16 protein-coding genes and 1 tRNA gene are annotated in these 15,518 nt (G+C 73.1%); 10 read left to right on the top strand and 7 right to left on the bottom strand.

All coding sequences use genetic code 11. The features are described 5' to 3' along the window. The first annotated feature begins 10 nt into the window (after positions 1 to 10). Positions 11 to 1,102, top strand: a complete 1,092-nt coding sequence (locus ABEA42_RS13895) for a hypothetical protein (protein ID WP_345504191.1) — start codon at positions 11 to 13, stop codon at positions 1,100 to 1,102. A gap of 43 nt (positions 1,103 to 1,145) precedes the next feature. Here the strand turns inward: ABEA42_RS13895 and ABEA42_RS13890 are convergent, their stop codons facing one another. Further along, positions 1,146 to 1,583, bottom strand: a complete 438-nt coding sequence (locus ABEA42_RS13890) for a DUF2231 domain-containing protein (protein WP_345504189.1) — start codon at positions 1,581 to 1,583, stop codon at positions 1,146 to 1,148. A gap of 11 nt (positions 1,584 to 1,594) precedes the next feature. Beyond that, positions 1,595 to 2,128 (bottom strand): COG4315 family predicted lipoprotein, encoded by a 534-nt coding sequence (locus ABEA42_RS13885; RefSeq protein WP_345504187.1) that lies wholly within the window; start codon positions 2,126 to 2,128, stop codon positions 1,595 to 1,597. Between the two features lie 102 nt (positions 2,129 to 2,230). Between ABEA42_RS13885 and ABEA42_RS13880 the strand changes: the two genes are divergently transcribed. The 8 genes from ABEA42_RS13880 to ABEA42_RS13845 all read left to right on the top strand — a co-directional run bounded on the left by ABEA42_RS13880 (position 2,231) and on the right by ABEA42_RS13845 (position 8,508). Next, positions 2,231 to 2,773: a sigma-70 family RNA polymerase sigma factor gene (locus ABEA42_RS13880; protein ID WP_345504186.1), complete on the top strand. Its 543-nt coding sequence runs from the start codon at positions 2,231 to 2,233 to the stop codon at positions 2,771 to 2,773. After that, complete coding sequence (locus tag ABEA42_RS13875) at positions 2,770 to 3,582, top strand: anti-sigma factor family protein (RefSeq protein WP_345504181.1); 813 nt, start codon at positions 2,770 to 2,772, stop codon at positions 3,580 to 3,582. Before ABEA42_RS13880 ends, ABEA42_RS13875 begins: the two co-directional genes overlap by 4 nt. Positions 3,583 to 3,654: 72 nt before the next feature. Next, positions 3,655 to 3,727 (top strand) — tRNA-Ala (locus ABEA42_RS13870). Between the two features lie 135 nt (positions 3,728 to 3,862). Beyond that, entirely contained in the window at positions 3,863 to 5,122 is a 1,260-nt protein-coding gene (locus ABEA42_RS13865) for an alkaline phosphatase family protein (protein WP_345504180.1), read from the top strand. Next, the gene (locus ABEA42_RS13860) at positions 5,122 to 6,249 is read left to right on the top strand and encodes an alkaline phosphatase family protein (RefSeq protein ID WP_345504179.1); all 1,128 of its coding nucleotides are present in this window, start codon (positions 5,122 to 5,124) and stop codon (positions 6,247 to 6,249) included. Before ABEA42_RS13865 ends, ABEA42_RS13860 begins: the two co-directional genes overlap by 1 nt. 43 nt (positions 6,250 to 6,292) lie before the next feature. Continuing rightward, on the top strand, positions 6,293 to 7,468 hold the full coding sequence (locus tag ABEA42_RS13855) for a Cj0069 family protein (protein ID WP_345504177.1): 1,176 nt from the start codon (positions 6,293 to 6,295) through the stop codon (positions 7,466 to 7,468). Positions 7,469 to 7,499: 31 nt separating this feature from the next. Next, complete coding sequence (locus tag ABEA42_RS13850) at positions 7,500 to 8,081, top strand: hypothetical protein (RefSeq protein WP_345504175.1); 582 nt, start codon at positions 7,500 to 7,502, stop codon at positions 8,079 to 8,081. 28 nt (positions 8,082 to 8,109) lie between these two features. Beyond that, on the top strand, positions 8,110 to 8,508 hold the full coding sequence (locus tag ABEA42_RS13845; protein WP_345504174.1) for a hypothetical protein: 399 nt from the start codon (positions 8,110 to 8,112) through the stop codon (positions 8,506 to 8,508). Positions 8,509 to 8,545: 37 nt separating this feature from the next. Here ABEA42_RS13845 and ABEA42_RS13840 read toward each other — a convergent pair whose 3' ends face one another. Both ABEA42_RS13840 and ABEA42_RS13835 read right to left on the bottom strand, forming a co-directional pair. Then, positions 8,546 to 9,271: a sulfite exporter TauE/SafE family protein gene (locus ABEA42_RS13840; protein ID WP_345504173.1), complete on the bottom strand. Its 726-nt coding sequence runs from the start codon at positions 9,269 to 9,271 to the stop codon at positions 8,546 to 8,548. An 87-nt stretch (positions 9,272 to 9,358) separates the two neighbouring features. Continuing rightward, complete coding sequence (locus ABEA42_RS13835; RefSeq protein WP_345504172.1) at positions 9,359 to 10,375, bottom strand: zinc-dependent alcohol dehydrogenase family protein; 1,017 nt, start codon at positions 10,373 to 10,375, stop codon at positions 9,359 to 9,361. A 370-nt stretch (positions 10,376 to 10,745) separates the two neighbouring features. Here ABEA42_RS13835 and ABEA42_RS13830 point away from each other — a divergent pair, with 370 nt between their 5' ends. Next, positions 10,746 to 11,591: a hypothetical protein gene (locus ABEA42_RS13830; RefSeq protein ID WP_345504171.1), complete on the top strand. Its 846-nt coding sequence runs from the start codon at positions 10,746 to 10,748 to the stop codon at positions 11,589 to 11,591. A gap of 251 nt (positions 11,592 to 11,842) precedes the next feature. On the opposite strand, the gene ABEA42_RS13825 is transcribed toward ABEA42_RS13830, so the two are convergent. The 3 genes from ABEA42_RS13825 to ABEA42_RS13815 form a co-directional block, all read right to left on the bottom strand. Beyond that, on the bottom strand, positions 11,843 to 12,574 hold the full coding sequence (locus ABEA42_RS13825; protein WP_345504169.1) for a GAF and ANTAR domain-containing protein: 732 nt from the start codon (positions 12,572 to 12,574) through the stop codon (positions 11,843 to 11,845). 46 nt (positions 12,575 to 12,620) lie between these two features. Beyond that, a complete protein-coding gene (locus ABEA42_RS13820) occupies positions 12,621 to 13,415 on the bottom strand; it encodes a GAF and ANTAR domain-containing protein (RefSeq protein WP_345504167.1) in 795 nt (264 codons plus the stop codon). Positions 13,416 to 14,708: 1,293 nt separating this feature from the next. Then, positions 14,709 to 15,482: a MerR family transcriptional regulator gene (locus ABEA42_RS13815; protein WP_345504165.1), complete on the bottom strand. Its 774-nt coding sequence runs from the start codon at positions 15,480 to 15,482 to the stop codon at positions 14,709 to 14,711. Positions 15,483 to 15,518 lie beyond the last annotated feature (36 nt).

Here is a 15,518-nt window from a genome sequence, read left to right as displayed (position 1 = left end):
CGTCGTGTCCGTGCAGCCCAGCAGTCTCGTCTTCCTCGTCATCATCGCCGTCTGGGCTGCCTATTTCGTGCAGTACTGGGTGCGTCGCCGCGAACACCTCGCCACCGCCCGGTCCGTCGACCAGTTCTCCGAGTCGATGCGCGTCCTCGAGCGCCGCACCGCCCTGCCCGTAGCCGACCTCTCCGTCCCTGCGCCCCGTTCCTACGCCGTGAGCCCGGCCCGCGCGGTGCGTGCGCAGGTGCTGGTCAAGCGCGCCGAGACCACGACCTTCACGATGACCGCCACGCCCGGCGCGACGACCCGTCCGGCCCGCCACGCCGGGTCCGCGCCGGCCGAGGCTCCGCGCGGCGAGGCCTGGGGCTGGGAGGAGCCGGCCCCGGCACCCGGCAAGTCCGAGCGCGGCGGCGACCACGAGATCGCACCGGCCCTCGTCCGGCCGGCCCGCAAGGTCCGCGGTGCGACGCTGCTCGCCTCCCTGCTGGCCGTCATCATCGCCCTGCCCCTGGCCGCGCTGGGGGTGCTGCCCTGGGCCGCCGTGCTCGTGCCGGTCGCGGCGGTCGCGGCCTGCGTCGCCTGGCTCCGCCAGGCCGTGGCTGCCGAGCAGGCCGCCCGACGTGCCGCCCGCGGCACCCGTGACCACGACGCCCTGCGTCCGGTCGTTGCCCGTCCGGCCGCCCGGCCCGCCGAGCGGCGCAGCGCACCCCGGCCCCCTGTCGACCGTGAGGAGACCGCGCCGCGCGAGGACTCGTCGGCGGTCGCCACCGGGGACTTGAACCCGGGCGAGGATGCGCCGTCGGCCCCGGCGCTCTACGACTTCCAGGAGGTCGAGCGCGGCCTCTCGGCCCCCGCTGCTGCACCCGCGGCCCGGGTCGCCGGGCCCGCGTCGCCGCAGGCCACCGAGGTGGCCGCCCCCGCGCGCGCCCTGGTCGACGAGGACGACATCCCGCTCACCTGGGACCCGGTGCCGGTGCCGCGACCGACCTACACCATGAAGTCACGCGCCACCCGGCCCGCACCGACCGCCGCCGACCTCGTGGGCGACGCCGACACCGAGTACGCCGCGTACGAGCAGGAGCCGGCCCGCCGCGTCGCCGGCGCCTGACCGCCACCTCGCGACGCCACCTCGAGGACCCTGCGTACGGGTCTCAGCGACCGCTCCACACCGCCCGCGCGCCGGCGTCGCCCGTCAGGGCGACGATCACCGCGGTGCCCACCGCGCTGCCCACGACGAGGACCGCGACGGTGACCCGCAGGGCGCGGCTCGGGCCCCCACGCAGCAGGAGCCACTGCGCGACCGTGGTGACGGCCAGCGCGGCCGCCCACGGCAGCACCATCTGGCCCAGCGAGCGGTGGTGGTTGATGAACGCCGGGTTGCCCAGGTGGGCCGCGAGGTCGTTGCCGGCCTTCGTCGTCACCGGCACGGCGGCCAGCCCCACCACAGCCCCGAGGGGCACGAGGAAGGTCAGCTTGCGCTGCGCGGCCGGCCACACGCTCACCGCGACGGCGGCGAGCGCGGTGAGGGGCAGCACCACGACGACGAGGTGCACCAGGAGGACGTGGGCCGGCAGTCCGTTGATGTGCACGGCGGCGTCCCTCAGTACCCGCCGCGCGTGCCGCCGGTGACCATCGACCCGTCCGGGCTCACGGCGTACCAGACCTTGCCGATGCCCTGCCCCGCGACGTCGCCGGGCTTGGTGTCGCTGGCGAAGGTGTAGAGGGGGTGCCCGTCGAGGGTGACCTGCTTGCTGCCGTCGGGGAGGGTGATGGTGCCGACCGTGCCCTTGATGCCGTCGACCTTCGGGGTGGCCGAGGTCGTCGTGACGGGGGGCCACAACGCCGCGCACTGACCGGTGCAGCTGCTCCTGCCGGACCCGGCCTGGTCCTTGGTGAAGACGTAGGTCGTCATCTTCGCGCTGTTGACGACGATGTCGCCGAGGCTGCTCTTCGCGACCCCGAGGTCGGCTGCCGCGGACGACGAGGACGAGCTGGACGAGCTCGAGGAGGGCGACGTGGAGGAGGAGCTCGAGCTGGCAGAGGACGTACCGCCCGACGAGCCACAGCCTGCCAGCGCCGCGACCGCGAGGAGGGCCGCCGCCGTGGTGGCGGCCCGGGGGAGGAAGGTGTCCATGCTGCTCAGACGAGATGGCGCTGCCCCGAGTTCACCGGGCGTTGAACGACCGGGGCGCCTGTGTCGTCCTTTACCCCGAGAGCCCCGGGCGGGGAGGATCAGGTGTCGGCACCGGTCGACGGAGGTGGCGAGGTGGAGGCAGCGCAGCGGCAGGCGGCCCTGCAGGGCCTGCACGACCGCCATGCCCCCGAGCTGTGGAGGTTCGCCGTCCGGCTCACCCGCGACCCGCAGCTGGCCGAGGACCTCGTCCAGGAGTCGCTGCTGCGCGCCTGGCGTGACCCGCAGCTCGGTGGCCGCAGCGACGCCCAGGCGAGGGCATGGCTGTTCACGGTGGTGCGCAACCTCGTCGTCGACCGCTGGCGCAGCGCCGCCAGCCGCCACGAGGTGGCGGGGCTCGACTGGGTCGACCCGGTCACCGGTGACCGGACCGGCGAGGTCCTGGACCGGTGGCTCATCGCCGACGCGCTTGGCTCGCTGTCCGCCGACCACCGGCGGGTCGTGGCGGCCGCCTACTACGAAGGGAGGTCCGTGGCCGAGATCGCCGCGGAGCTGAGGATCCCCGAGGGGACCGTGAAGTCCAGGCTCCACTACGGCCTGCGCAGCCTGCGCCTGGCCCTGCAGGAGAAAGGGGTGACCCGCGCATGAGCCAGCCGGACGTCTACGCGCAGTGGGACGCCGCCTACGTGCTGGGTGCCCTCACCGCGGCCGAGCGAGCGGAGTACGAGGAGCACCTCGCCGGGTGCGCCCGGTGCCGCGGGGCGGTCGCCGAGCTCGCCGGCATGCCCGGGCTGCTCGGCCAGCTCAGCCCTGCCGAGGCCATGGCGGTGGAGGCGGGGTCCGGCCCGGCGCCGCTCGAGTCCGCGGGCGACGAGTACGACGTGCCCCCACCGTCCTCCCTCATGCCCGTGCTGCCCCTCCCTGCCCGCCGCCCCCAGTGGCTGGCTCCGGTGGCGGCCGCGGCTGCGGCCCTGCTCATCGGCGGCGTCGGCGGGTATGCCGTGTCCGAGGCCGGGGGCGCGTCCCCCGACGGTGTCCCGCGCTCCACCGCCCTCGCCAACACCAGGCTGGCGTTCTCCCCGGTGCAGGCCTCGCCGATGACGGCCGTGGTCGACATCGTGCCGACCGGGGACGGGACCGAGCTCCGGGTGGAGTGCCAGTACGCCCAGCTCGGCGCTGCCGGCGCCACGTCCACGGCCCCTGCGGCCACGGGCACGATGGGCGGCGCTGTCGGGCCCGACCCCAGCCAGCGGTACGACGCCTTCCCCGGCATCCACTACGCGATCTGGGTCGTCGGGCGCGACGGCAGCAACGCCCAGGTCAAGGACTGGGTCGCCCGGTCGGGGCGGGTCATGCACCCCTCGGGCGTCACGAAGCTGCCCGTCGCGCAGATCTCTGCCGTCGAGATCCGACAGGTCGACACCGGCGACACCGTGATGCGCGCCCGCGTCAGCTGACCGGGGCGAGGCTCGCCGGGTGGCCGTTTTCCGTGGGGGCCGCTGCTGGTGTTATCGTTTCGTCCGCATCAAGGGGCTGTGGCGCAGTTGGTAGCGCGTCTCGTTCGCAATGAGAAGGCCAGGGGTTCGAATCCCCTCAGCTCCACCGATCGACGAAGGACCGGACGCACTCGGCGTCCGGTCCTTCGTCGTTGACAGGCCCGGCGACCGCGTGCGTGAACCCCCGGTGAACAGACCGTTCCCGCCGTGACGTCGACGCGGCGCTGCCGTTGTCCCTGGCATGAGCATCACACGCAGACACCTTCTCGCGGGTGCCGGTGCCGCCGTGGGTACGGCCGCGCTCGGCCTGCCCACCAGCAGCCGCGCGGCCGCCGCCAGCGCCCTGCCGGCCCCGGACAGGAGCGGCATCGAGCACGTCGTCGTGGTCATGATGGAGAACCGCTCGTTCGACCACTACCTCGGCTGGCTGCCCGGGGCCCGGGGCCGGCAGGCGGGACTGACGTACGTCGACCGGTACGGCGTGGCCCACCAGACGCACCACCTCACCGACTACCAGGGCTGTGCGCACCCTGACCCGGACCACTCGTTCGAAGGCGGTCGGGTCGAGTACAACGAGGGCCGGTGCGACGGGTGGCTCAAGGCGGGCGACAACGACGAGTTCGCCATCGGCTACTACACCGACGCCGACCTGGCCTTCTACGGACGGGCCGCCCGCGACTGGACGGTGTGCGACAACTACTTCTCAGCCATCCTCGCCGAGACCTACCCGAACCGCTTCTACCAGCACGCCGCGCAGACCGACCGCATCCACAACTCCACCGACATCGCGACGATGCCGACCATCTGGGACCGGCTGCAGGACGCCGGCGTCACGGGGACCTACTACTTCTACGACACGCCGTTCACGGCCCTGTGGGGCAGCAGGTACCTGGACATCTCCAAGCCGTACCCGCAGTTCCTCGCCGACGCCAGGGCCGGGACCTTGCCCTCCGTGAGCTTCGTCGACCCGAAGTTCCTCGACGAGGGCACCGGGTCCAGCGCCGACGACCACCCCCACGCCGACATCCGCGCCGGCCAGTACTTCCTCGACCAGGTCTACGACGCCGTCACCTCGGGTCCGGGCTGGGACAAGACCGTCCTGGTCGTCAACTACGACGAGTGGGGCGGCTTCTACGACCACGTCGCCCCGACGACGGCACCCGACGCCCACCCGGAATGGGGCCTGCGCGGCTTCCGCGTGCCGTGCCTGGTCGTCTCGCCCCTGGCGAGGCGCGGCCATGTCGCCAAGGACGTCTACGACCACACCTCGGTCCTCAAGATGATCGAGTGGCGGTGGGGGCTCCCCGCACTGACCCCCCGGGACGCCGCAGCCCGTAACCTCGCCGAGGTCCTCGACTTCGCCTCAGCCCCGGACCTGCACGTGCCGCGCTACGCCGTGCCACCGTTCGTGGGCGCCCCCTGCCCGCCGGCGGGAACCGCCGACTTCGAGGACTGGCGCGCCCTCGCCGACCTCGCCACCGCCCATGGATGGAGCCTGTGATGAAGAACCCCTTGAACACCCGTACCCGCGCCGCCTCCTTGGTGGCGGCTGGGATCGTCGGCATCGTCACTGCCACGGTGACCGCCCTCGGAGCCTCGGCAGCACCGCAGGCGAAGCCGTCGGTCTACGTGCCCCCGGTGAAGCACGTCTTCGTCATCAACCTCGAGAACAAGGGGTACGACGAGACCTGGGGCCCCGGCTCGGCCGCCCCGTACCTGTCGCAGACCCTCCGCGCGCAGGGCAACCTGCTCACCCAGTACTACGGCACGGCCCACAACAGCCTGCCGAACTACATCGCGCAGGTGAGCGGGCAGGGCCCCAACGTCCAGACCCAGGGCGACTGCCAGGTGTTCAGCGACTTCCGGGGTGCGGGCACCGTCGCGCCGGGACAGTACGTCGGCAACGGGTGCGTGTACCCCGCGGCGGTGCCCACCGTCCAGGGCCAGCTCGACACGGCGGGGCTGACGTGGCGCGCCTACATGGAGGACATGGGCCAGCCGTGCCGGCACCCCGCGGTCGACGCGCCGGACGACACGCAGAAGGCGAGGGTCGGCGACCAGTACGCGACGCGGCACAACCCGTTCATGTACTTCCACTCCGTCATCGACGACCCGGCGTACTGCGCCGCACACGTGGTCGACAGCAGCCAGCTGGGTGCCGACCTCGCGTCGAGCGCCACGACGCGCAACCTGACCTACATCACCCCCAACCTGTGCCACGACGGCCACGACTCGCCCTGCGTGGACGGCCAGCCGGGGGGCCTCGCGTCCGCGGACGCCTGGCTCAAGGCGACCGTCCCGTCGATCCTGGCGTCGCCCGCCTTCGCCCAGGACGGCCTGCTGCTCATCACCTTCGACGAGTCCGACGGGCCGCAGAGCGACGCCAGCGCCTGCTGCGGCGAGGCCCCTGGTCCCAACTCGCCCCTGCCCGGCATCACCGGGATGGGAGGCGGCAGGGTCGGCGCCCTGGCCCTGTCGCCCTACGTCAGGCCCGGCAGCCTGAGCAGCACCCCGTACAACCACTACTCGTTGCTGGCGAGCATCGAGGACGTCTTCGGCCAGGAGCACCTCGGGTACGCGGCACAGCCCGGGCTCAACCGGTTCGGCCTCGACGTCTACAACCGCTGAGCTGCCCACTGGCCCTTCCACCCCGGGGCGGGGACGGTCCAGCATGAGCGCCATGGCCGACCCGGACGACGCACCCCGTCCCGTCCTGAGCGACCCGAGGCTCGCGATCGTGGTCCGCAGCGACGACCCGGCCCGGACCGCAGGCCGCCTGCAACCGGTGGTGGACGCCCTGGCGGAAGCCGCGGCAGAGGCCGTGGTCGTCGTGTTCGACGACGACGACCCCGAGGCCCTCGTCGGCCAGGTCGAGGGCACGGACGGGGTGCTCGTCTGGGCCGACCCGCTCACCGGTCGGGGACCCCGGTCCGCGCTCGACTCGGTGCTCGAGACGATCGCCGGCACCGGGGTGTGGGTGTCGGCCGACCCTCGTGTCATCGACAAGATCGGGACCAAGGACGTGCTGGTGACCACCCGGCACCTCTCCTGGGGTTCGGACACGCACCGGTACCCGACCCTCCGGGACCTCAGGCAGGAGTTCCCGGCCCGACTGGCGGCGTCGGGCACCCGGGTCGTCAAGGCGGACCGCGGCAACGGTGGCAGCGGCGTCTGGAAGGTCAGCCTGCTCCACGAGGGCGACGGGTGTGGGACTGCTGCAGGGTCGGCCGAGGTCATGGTGCAGCACGCCCGGCAGCGCGATGACACGCACGTCCTCACGACCCTCGACGAGTTCATGGCCGGCTGCGCCCCTGTCTTCGTGGCGTGGGGAGGCTCGGGACACCTCGTCGACCAGCCCTACGCCCCACGCATCGCCGAGGGGCTCGTCCGCTGCTACCTGGTCCAGGGCACCGTGGTCGGTTTCGCCCTCCAGGACCCCCCGGCCACGAGCCCCGTCGCGACCGACAAGGGGACTCCTCGGCCGGCCGTCCTGGGGGTCCCGTCGCCCAAGACGATGGTCGCTCCCGACCACCCTGACTTCTCTGCCCTGCGTCGGCGGCTCGAGGACGAGTGGGTCCCCGCCCTGCGTGACGGCCTTGACGTCTCGCCCGAGGAGCTGCCGCTCCTGTGGGACGTCGACCTGATCCGGGGGACGCCCACGGAGTCAGACCCCGACCCCTTCGTGCTGTGCGAGATCAACGCCAGCAGCGTGATCCCGTTCCCGCCCGAGGCGCCGGCCGCGTTGGCCACCGCGGCGCGGCAGCGCCTCCACTCGATCGTCCGGGGAGTGGGTACGCGTCCACCTCGGTCGGGTGCCAGAAGCGCGGGCCGTGACGTAGGGCCCTGACCACCAACAGGGGGCCACGCAGGATGGAGGCATGAATGCTGAGTCCACGCACGCGTCGGTCGACCTGTTCTGGCTGCCCCTCGGTGCGGGTGGGCACTTCGTGCGCTGGAACGGCCGCCTGTACGAGGCGTGGTCGGCATGGCGTGCTCACCGCGCCCCGGTGGACCTGTACCACTGCGGCCTGATGGTGCGCCTCGACGGCGCCGTGTACGCCGTCGAGATGGGTCCGGTGTGGAACGTCCCCGACGCTGGTCGCGGGGTGGTCGTCGAGGGGCCTGTGGGGTCGAGGTGGCTGGGCCGTTTCCGCGCCTTCCGCTACGAGCTGCGGTGCTGGCCCGGCGGCCGGATCCCCGATGTCGCCGAGGCCGTCGCCAGCCCGCTGCGCACGACCTCGGACCCCGTGCAGGTACGCGCCCTGCTCGACGTTCTCCGCGAGGCGCCGGCCCTGACCTGGGGCCGGGACGAGCTGGGTGCGGGGGAGATGTGGAACTCCAACTCGGTGGTGGCCTGGGCGCTGGCGCGCACGGGCCACGCCATGGACGCGATCACGCCGCCGGAGGGCGGGCGCGCTCCGGGCTGGCGGGCAGGGCTCGTGCTGGCTGGTCGACGGTAGGGAGCCACCGACGTGGCAGGCTCACGTCATGAGATCGGTCAGCCTGGACACGGTGCGCCTGTTCCTGCACGTCCTCGCCGCCACGGTGTGGGTAGGAGGCCAGATCACCCTGGCCGCGCTGGTCCCCGCCCTGCGCGCTGCGGGGGCCGACGTACCGAGGGCAGCCGCCAACGCCTTCAACCGGATCGCCTGGCCGGCCTTCGGGGTCCTGCTGCTGACCGGCATCTGGAACGTGGTCGCCGAAGGCGACAAGGGGCCCGCCTACGAGCACACGCTGATGCTCAAGTACACGCTGGTGCTCGCCTCCGGCGCCACCGCCCTCCTGCACGCTCGAGCGGCTTCGCGCAGGGCGATGGCGGTCTTCGGTGCGCTCACCGGGCTCACCGCCCTGGCCACGCTGTTCGTCGGGATCATGCTCGCCGGCTGAACCTCGGACCGATCCCGGACCAGGTGCCGGCGACGTGTCAGCGACCCGCCAGGAGTAGCGCGCCGGAGACGACCAGTCCGACCTCGACGAGCCACCTGAAGGTCGTGTCGCTGATTCGCTGCACGAGGCGCTTGCCGGTCCAGGCGCCCAGCATGGTGGCCGGAGCGAGGAAGGCCCCGAGGGTGAGCACCCGTGGGGTGAGGAGGTCGCCCGCGCCGTAGGCGGCGACCTTCGTGGCGTGCAGGATGACGGCGCCGGCGGCCTCGGTGCCGATGTAGGCGTCCTTGACCAGGCCGTAGGCGAGGAAGAACAGAGCCGTCAACGGACCCACGCTGCCCAGCAGTGCCGACCCCGCACCCGACACCGCTCCGATGGTGACGAAGGACCTCGCCGACGGCACGGCGGGCCGGGTCCGCACGTGGCGCCAGATGACCATGGCGACCAGGAAGGCTCCCAGCAGGCGCTGCAACGGCTCAGCCGGGGCCTTGGCGAAGAGCAGGCCGAAGACCAGGGCAGTGGGCACCACACCCAGGGCGAAGTTGCGGATGACGACGCGGTCGAGGTGGTGGCGGTTGAACGCCGTGCGCGCGCCGTTGGACACCAGCTGTGCCAGCGTCAGCACGGGGACGGCGACCCGCAGTCCGAACAGGGCCGTGAAGACAGGCAGCAGGAGGACCCCACCGCCGAACCCGGTGACCGCCGACAGCGCCGCCAGGAGGTACGCGGCCACCGACGCGGCCACGAGCGAGGTGTGGTCGGTCATCGGGCGGCGCTCACCGGCTGCTCCGCGGCAGCCGTTCGGGCAGGTCCGGGCAAGACGGGACCCCAAACCTGCCCACGGGTGCGGACCTCACGGACGCAGCAGGGCCTTGATGGCGCGCCGTTCGTCCATCGCCGCATACGCCTCTGCGACCTCGCTGAGGGGGAGGGTCAGGTCGAAGACCTTGCCGGGGTCGATGCCCCGGTCCCACACCCGCTGCAGCAGGTCGGGCAGGTAGGCGCGCACCGGCGCGGGCCCGCCGCGCAGGCCCACGTTCTTCCAGAACATGTGCTCCTGCGGGAGGTCGGTCACGTGGGGCACACCGACCCAGCCGACCATGCCGCCGGGCCGGGCGGACCGCAGCGCCTGCACGACCGACTCGTCCGTGCCCACGCACTCCAGCACGGAGTCGGCCCCGATGCCGTTGGTGAGCTCCTTGACCGCCTCGACCCCGGCGTCACCCCGCTCGGCGACGACGTCGGTGGCGCCGAACTCCCTGGCGATGGCCTGGCGGTCGGCATGGCGGCTCATGGCGATGATCCGCCCGGCACCGAGCTCGGCTGCCGCGAGCACCCCGGACAGCCCCACGGCCCCGTCGCCGACGACGACCACGGTGCCGCCCGGCCGCACGTCCGCGCAGACCGCGGCGTGCCAACCGGTGCACATGACGTCGGAGAGCGCCAACAGGCTCGGCACGAGGTCCTCCGACGGCTGCTCCGGAGTGGCCAGCAGGGTCCCGTCGGCGTTGCGCACCCGGATGAGCTCGGCCTGGCAGCCGTCGTAGCCACCACCGTGCTGGCAGTTGGCGTGAGCACCGGCGCGGCACACCGGACAGGTGTTGTCACTGGTGAGGAAGCCGCCGACGACGAACTGCCCGGGGCGCACGCTGGTCACTGCCGGACCCACCTCCTCGACCACGCCGACGTACTCGTGGCCGATGGGGGTGGGCCTCGTCACCTCTTGGATCCCCCGGTAGCGCCAGAGGTCGGAGCCGCACACGCAGGCGGCCACGGTGCGGATGACCGCGTCGGTGGGGTCGACGATGGTGGGATCGGGACGCTCCTCGAGCCGGACGTCTCGGGGGCCGTGGATGATCGTGCCGCGCACAGGGGTCTCCTTGGGTCGGGTGTCTCGCTAGGGGTGTGGGTGGGGCGGGGTGGACCTCGAGGGTGGCCGAGCGGGGCCTGCCCTCCTCGAGGTGGTCGACGATGGATGCCCAGCGTCCGTGCTTCGCATGGTGGGCGCGGTCCGCGGCGTCCAGGTCATCCTCGTCGCGCACCCCGGTGGAGCGCACGTCGTACGCCGTGCCGCCCGCGTGGACCTGCCCGACCACCGCGAGCGAGGGTGCGTCCAGCGAGGTCGGCTCGTCCTCCTGACGGATGCTTTCCCTTCCCTCGCCCGGCGCGTAGCGTGCAATCGGGTACCGAGCCCTTGCAGGGGACGCCGACCCCAGACCCTGGTCGGCGGGAGGTGCACCATGAAGAGCGCCCGCACGACCCCTGACGCAGCCCCGGAGGGTGTGGCAACGCACGCCCTGTGCAGCCTGCGCACGTACAGGCACGGTGACATCGGCTTCATCGACGTCGTCGGCGCGACACCCCGCCCCGACGAGCTCGGGCGGGCGGTCCTGTGGGAGTGGGCGAACTGCCCCGCAGGGGTGCTCGTCCGTCTCGGGGGCGAGGTCTGCGCGGACGAGGTCGTCCCGAGGCTGACCGCGGCCGGTGGGTTGGTCCGCGCCTGGCCCGGGACCCCCATCGGGGTCATCAGCCGTCGCCCTGACCTGCGGGCCCTGGTCAACCTGGACCCCCGAGGGAGGCTGCTCGCCTGCGGCGCCTCCGTGGCCGAGATCTGGCACGGAGGCATGTGGGCGGGGGGCGTCGCGTCGAACATCACGATCGAGCTGCCCCCGACCGTGCGAGGGCCGCGTACGGCGCGTGAGACGGTGGCGCGAGCGTGTGTGGAGTGGCGTCTGGGGGCCCTTGCGGACCCAGCCGCGTCGGTGACCGGCGACCTGGTCGCCCGAGCCTTCACCCGCGGGGCGGAGGACATCACGCTCACCGTCTCGCGCCTGCATTCGCGCGTCCGCGTGCTCGTCCGCGAGGACAGCCGTGCCCCGGCGGGGCTCGGGACGGGCGACACCGAGATCGGGCTCGGGATCCGATTCGCGACCTCGGGCGTGTCGGACGGGGCCGAAGCCTTGGGGGAGTTCGCCCTGGAGCGGCACCGGGTCAAGTGGGTGGTCCTGAGGCAGCCGGAGACCGGGCGGACGGGCACGAGCTCGCCCGGGACAGCCGACACCGTGGACCGCGCCCGAATGCCCTGACGGCGCCCCACGACACGACCGCGTCGAGCGCCCAGAGGGAGAGCGCCACCAGACGTGGCAGGGCACATCCCCCCACCGATTGAGGGGCCGACGGAAGGGGGCGTGCCCTGACTGCCGCGGTGCGGTGCGGTCCCCCCGGAATGCACAGTGCCCCGGAGTCTCGCAACCGGGTCCGGGGCAGCGAATCCAGCCTAGCCCCGCTGCCGGACGGTGGGAAGGTGCCGGTCCCGTCGGTCAGGGGAGCTTAGTGGTCAGGGCAAGGTCGTCAGGGCAGGGTGGCTCCCGGGTTCGGTCAGCACCGCCGCGGCGACGTCGGTCAGCCGCTGGTGGTGGGAGCGGCTGTACTCGCGGAGCCGGTCGAAGGCGACGTCCGGCGTGGTGCCGTGCATCTGCGCCAGCGCGCCCTTGGCCTGCTCGATCGTGATCCGGCTGTTCAGGGCCCGCTGCAGCTGCTCGGTGAGGAGCTCCCCGCGCCGGATGGCCCGTTCCTGCAGGATGCCGATGGCGGCCACATCGGCCAGGGCCTGCAGCAGCACGGACTCCTCGTCGCTGTAGGTCCGCGGTTCGGCGTCGAAGACGTTCAGCGCCCCGATGAGCGTCTGGTGGTGGCGCAGCGGGAAGGCATGCACGGAGCGGAAGCCGGCTGCCACCGCCCGGGGCGCGAAGCGCGGCCAGCCGTCGACGTCGACGGTGAGGTCGCGGTGGGACACCCGCACGCCGTCGCGGAAGCAGTCCTGGCAGGGGCCCTCCTCCTGCTGGACCTGGAACAGCTCGAGGACCTTGGCCGACTCGGTCGAGGCGGCCATGAACTGCAGCCGTCCCTGCTCGTCGCTGAGCAGCAGACCCGACGCCGCGGCCCCAGCCAGCTCGGCCGCCCGCTCGGTGACCAGGGTCAGGAAGTCGATGAGGTCGAACTCGTCGACCAGCGTGTCGGCCACCTGCACGAAGGTCTCGGCCAGGCGTTGGTGCGAAATGGTGCTCATGTCGGACTCCCGTCGCCCGCGTCTCGTCGACGGGCCGTGCTGGTGTTCACAGGTCCTCCCGGGTGAAGTCGATCGTACCGGTGAGTACGTCGCGTGCGACGTCGCTGATGGGGCGTCCGGCGGCGTACGCGTGCGCGCGCAGGCGGACCATCGCCTCTGCGAGTGAGATGCCCAGCTGCACGGTGATCGCCCCCTGCGCCTGGTAGACCTCGGAACTGAGGCGGAACGGATCTCCGAGGCCGTCGGAGCTGCCGTCGGACCTGCCGTCGGACCTGCCGTCGCCGGGGTCGACAGGTCGACCGTCGCCACCCGCGTCGACGCTCGTCACTGACCCGAGCCGCAGCATCGTGCTCAGGCAGATGTTGGCGAGGTCCAGCGCGTCGGAGACGGACCCCCGCGACAGTGGCGTGCCCTCGTAGCGGTAGAGGTCCAGCACCCCGAGGCGCGCGGCACCGACCTGGATGGGAAAGGCGAAGACGGCGTTCACGCCCTCCTCCCGTGCTGCCGAGGCGTAGCCGGGCCAGCGGTGCTGCCCGCTGGTAGCGAGGTCGGCCTCGAGGACCGGGCTCCGGCCTGCGTACGCGTCGATGCAGGGTCCCTCGCCCATGGTGAACTGGAGGTCCTCCAACCGGCGGAAGCGTGGGCCGGAGGCGGCGATCGTGCCGACGGGGCCGGAGTCCTGGTCCATGAGCGTCACCCCCGCCCCGTCCGCGGGCAGGGCCCTGACCGCGGCGCGGCAGATGCGGTCGAGCCGACCGGCCACCCCGCTGTCGTCGATGGTGGCGGGCTCGTCCTCGACGAGCTGCAACAGCCTGGCCAGGCGGCGGTGCGCGTCGCTCACCGGTCTGACCGCGCTGGTCCCGCACGCCCGTGCATGGTTGCTCGTTCCCTGTCGGTCCGCCTGGCCCACGTCTTCAGCCCCAGCGTACGGCTGCACGGGCGGTCGCGTGGGCCGCACAGCGCTTCTTCAGCATCGTCGGCGCAGAGTGCGGAGATGACGGTGTTCGGCCCGACCCCGAGGGCCAGGGCCGGACGGGCGGCTGCCGGGGCAGGCGGTCCGAGACGCCTGTCCTGGACGGCCCTGGGACCCGTGGCCGTTGCACTGTGGTGTGCGCTCTGGTTCGCGGCGGCGTTCCGGCAGGGCGGCGCGGCCTGGCACTTCTTCGTCCTTGGCGGCGGCGTGCTCGGGGACGTCGACGACGGTTCGCAAGCGGGCTTGCACGTCTACGCCGAGCACCCCGTCCTGCAGATCGGCCCGCTGGCCCTGGCCGCGGCATGGGGCCTGGGCCGGCTCGCGTACGGGCACTCCCTGCTGGCCGCCCAGCTCCTCGGCGCCGGTTTGGGTGTCGGCGTCGTCGCGCTCGTGCGACGCATCGCGGCGCGGGCCGTGACCCTCGGCGACCGGCCGGTCGCAGCGGTGTCGCGCGGCAAGCTCATGGTTGCCGCTGCGTGCTTCGTCCCGGTGTGGCTGTACGCAGCGGTGGACTCGGTCCACCTCGACGACGTCCTGGCGCTGGCGTTCGGGCTGGCGGCCCTGGCGCTGGTGCAGTCGGGGCGTCCGGTGTGGGCCGGCCTCGCCATCGCCGCCGCGGTGGACTCCAAGCCGTGGGCGCTGCCGCTGGGGGTGGTCCTCCTGGCGCTCGCGCCCTGCCGCGCCCGGGCCACTGGTGCCGGGGTCGCCGTCGCCGGGGTCGCCGCAGGGTGGCTGCCGTTCTTCCTCGCCGACCCCGGGACGGTCCGTGCGCTCCACTACACGATCGTCAACACCGCCCTGTCCGGCCTGCGCGTGCTGCACGTGACGTCGGCCCGCACCCCACCGTGGGACCGGCCGGTGCAGGCACTCGTGGGCGCGGCACTCGGGGTCGCCGCCCTGCGACGGCGGCGGGTCACCGGGGTTCCGCTCCTGGTCCTGGCCAGCCGCCTCGCCCTCGACCCCGGGACCAACCGCTACTACACCGCGGGTGTCGCCGCGGGTGCCCTGCTCTGGGACCTCACGGGATCCCGGCGGCGCTGGCCGTGGTGGAGCATCACGGTGCTCCTGGTGCTGCACCTCGCTCGCTGGGTGCCCGCCCTCGACGCCGTCCACGGGCCGGCCCTCGTGGCGTTCGCCGTCGCGGCCGCGGTCTCGGTCCTGTCAGCCCGCTGGCTCGATGCGCCGGATCATGGTCCAGCCCGTCCAGCCCCGCTCCTCGAGCAGCTCGAGGAGGCGGGGTGCGCAGGGCACGAGCTCGAGGAAGGCCGCGTCGAGCAGCTCCACGAGGTCCTCGCTGATGGGGAAGGGGTCCTCCACCCCCTCGGCCCGGACGGCCGCCGCCTCGATGAACGCGGCGGCACGGTCGGCCAGCTCGGGTAGGCGCGGGTCGTCGGGGCCGCAGTCGACCACCTCCCCGAGGTCGCGGTAGAGCTCCCGGAGGTCGGTGACCTCCACCTGCTGCTGCTTGACCGCCATGAGGCCCGCGACGTGTTCGGGCATCTGGGCGGCGATGAGGATCCAGCTGTCCCGCTCGACCTCGATGAGCCGCTCGCGGAAACCGAGCTCCCGCAACCGCTCCAGGTAGGCGACGACCTCCGGGGGCAGGGCCAGGCTCTCGCCGGCCGCGAGCTGGGCGACGCGCTGCCGGTGGCGCTGCCGTTCGCGGATCTCGGCGCGCAGGCGGCGGTCGATGTCGTCGACCGCCGCCGCGAACTCGCCCTCGTCCGCCGCGAGCAGCTCGCTGACCCGCGAGAGGGGGACGCCGGCCTCGGCGAGCGTACGGATCCTGATCAGGTCGACGACGGCTGCGGCGTCGTACCGGCGGTACCCGGAGTGGTCCCGTTCGGGCTCGGGGAGGAGCCCCTTGGCGTGGTAGTGCCGCACGGCACGGACCGTCACCCCCGCGTACTCCGCGAGCTGGCTGATCGTCAGCATGGCGCCATTCCACCACCGACCCGGGCCGCGTCCCCG

The sequence above is a fragment of the Pedococcus ginsenosidimutans genome, assembly GCF_039544395.1.
GTDB lineage: Bacteria > Actinomycetota > Actinomycetes > Actinomycetales > Dermatophilaceae > Pedococcus > Pedococcus ginsenosidimutans.
This window is presented reverse-complemented; position numbering and strand designations above follow the sequence as displayed.

Bases quoted from the DNA above. Each gene is read 5' to 3' on its own strand.
- ABEA42_RS13885 (WP_345504187.1), bottom strand. From the start codon at position 2,128: ATGGACACCTTCCTCCCCCGGGCCGCCACCACGGCGGCGGCCCTCCTC.
- ABEA42_RS13875 (WP_345504181.1), top strand. From the start codon at position 2,770: ATGAGCCAGCCGGACGTCTACGCGCAGTGGGACGCCGCCTACGTGCTG.
- ABEA42_RS13865 (WP_345504180.1), top strand. From the start codon at position 3,863: ATGAGCATCACACGCAGACACCTTCTCGCGGGTGCCGGTGCCGCCGTG.
- ABEA42_RS13860 (WP_345504179.1), top strand. From the start codon at position 5,122: ATGAAGAACCCCTTGAACACCCGTACCCGCGCCGCCTCCTTGGTGGCG.
- ABEA42_RS13855 (WP_345504177.1), top strand. From the start codon at position 6,293: ATGAGCGCCATGGCCGACCCGGACGACGCACCCCGTCCCGTCCTGAGC.
- ABEA42_RS13850 (WP_345504175.1), top strand. From the start codon at position 7,500: ATGAATGCTGAGTCCACGCACGCGTCGGTCGACCTGTTCTGGCTGCCC.
- ABEA42_RS13845 (WP_345504174.1), top strand. From the start codon at position 8,110: ATGAGATCGGTCAGCCTGGACACGGTGCGCCTGTTCCTGCACGTCCTC.
- ABEA42_RS13840 (WP_345504173.1), bottom strand. From the start codon at position 9,271: ATGACCGACCACACCTCGCTCGTGGCCGCGTCGGTGGCCGCGTACCTC.
- ABEA42_RS13830 (WP_345504171.1), top strand. From the start codon at position 10,746: ATGAAGAGCGCCCGCACGACCCCTGACGCAGCCCCGGAGGGTGTGGCA.
- ABEA42_RS13825 (WP_345504169.1), bottom strand. From the start codon at position 12,574: ATGAGCACCATTTCGCACCAACGCCTGGCCGAGACCTTCGTGCAGGTG.
- ABEA42_RS13815 (WP_345504165.1), bottom strand. From the start codon at position 15,482: ATGCTGACGATCAGCCAGCTCGCGGAGTACGCGGGGGTGACGGTCCGT.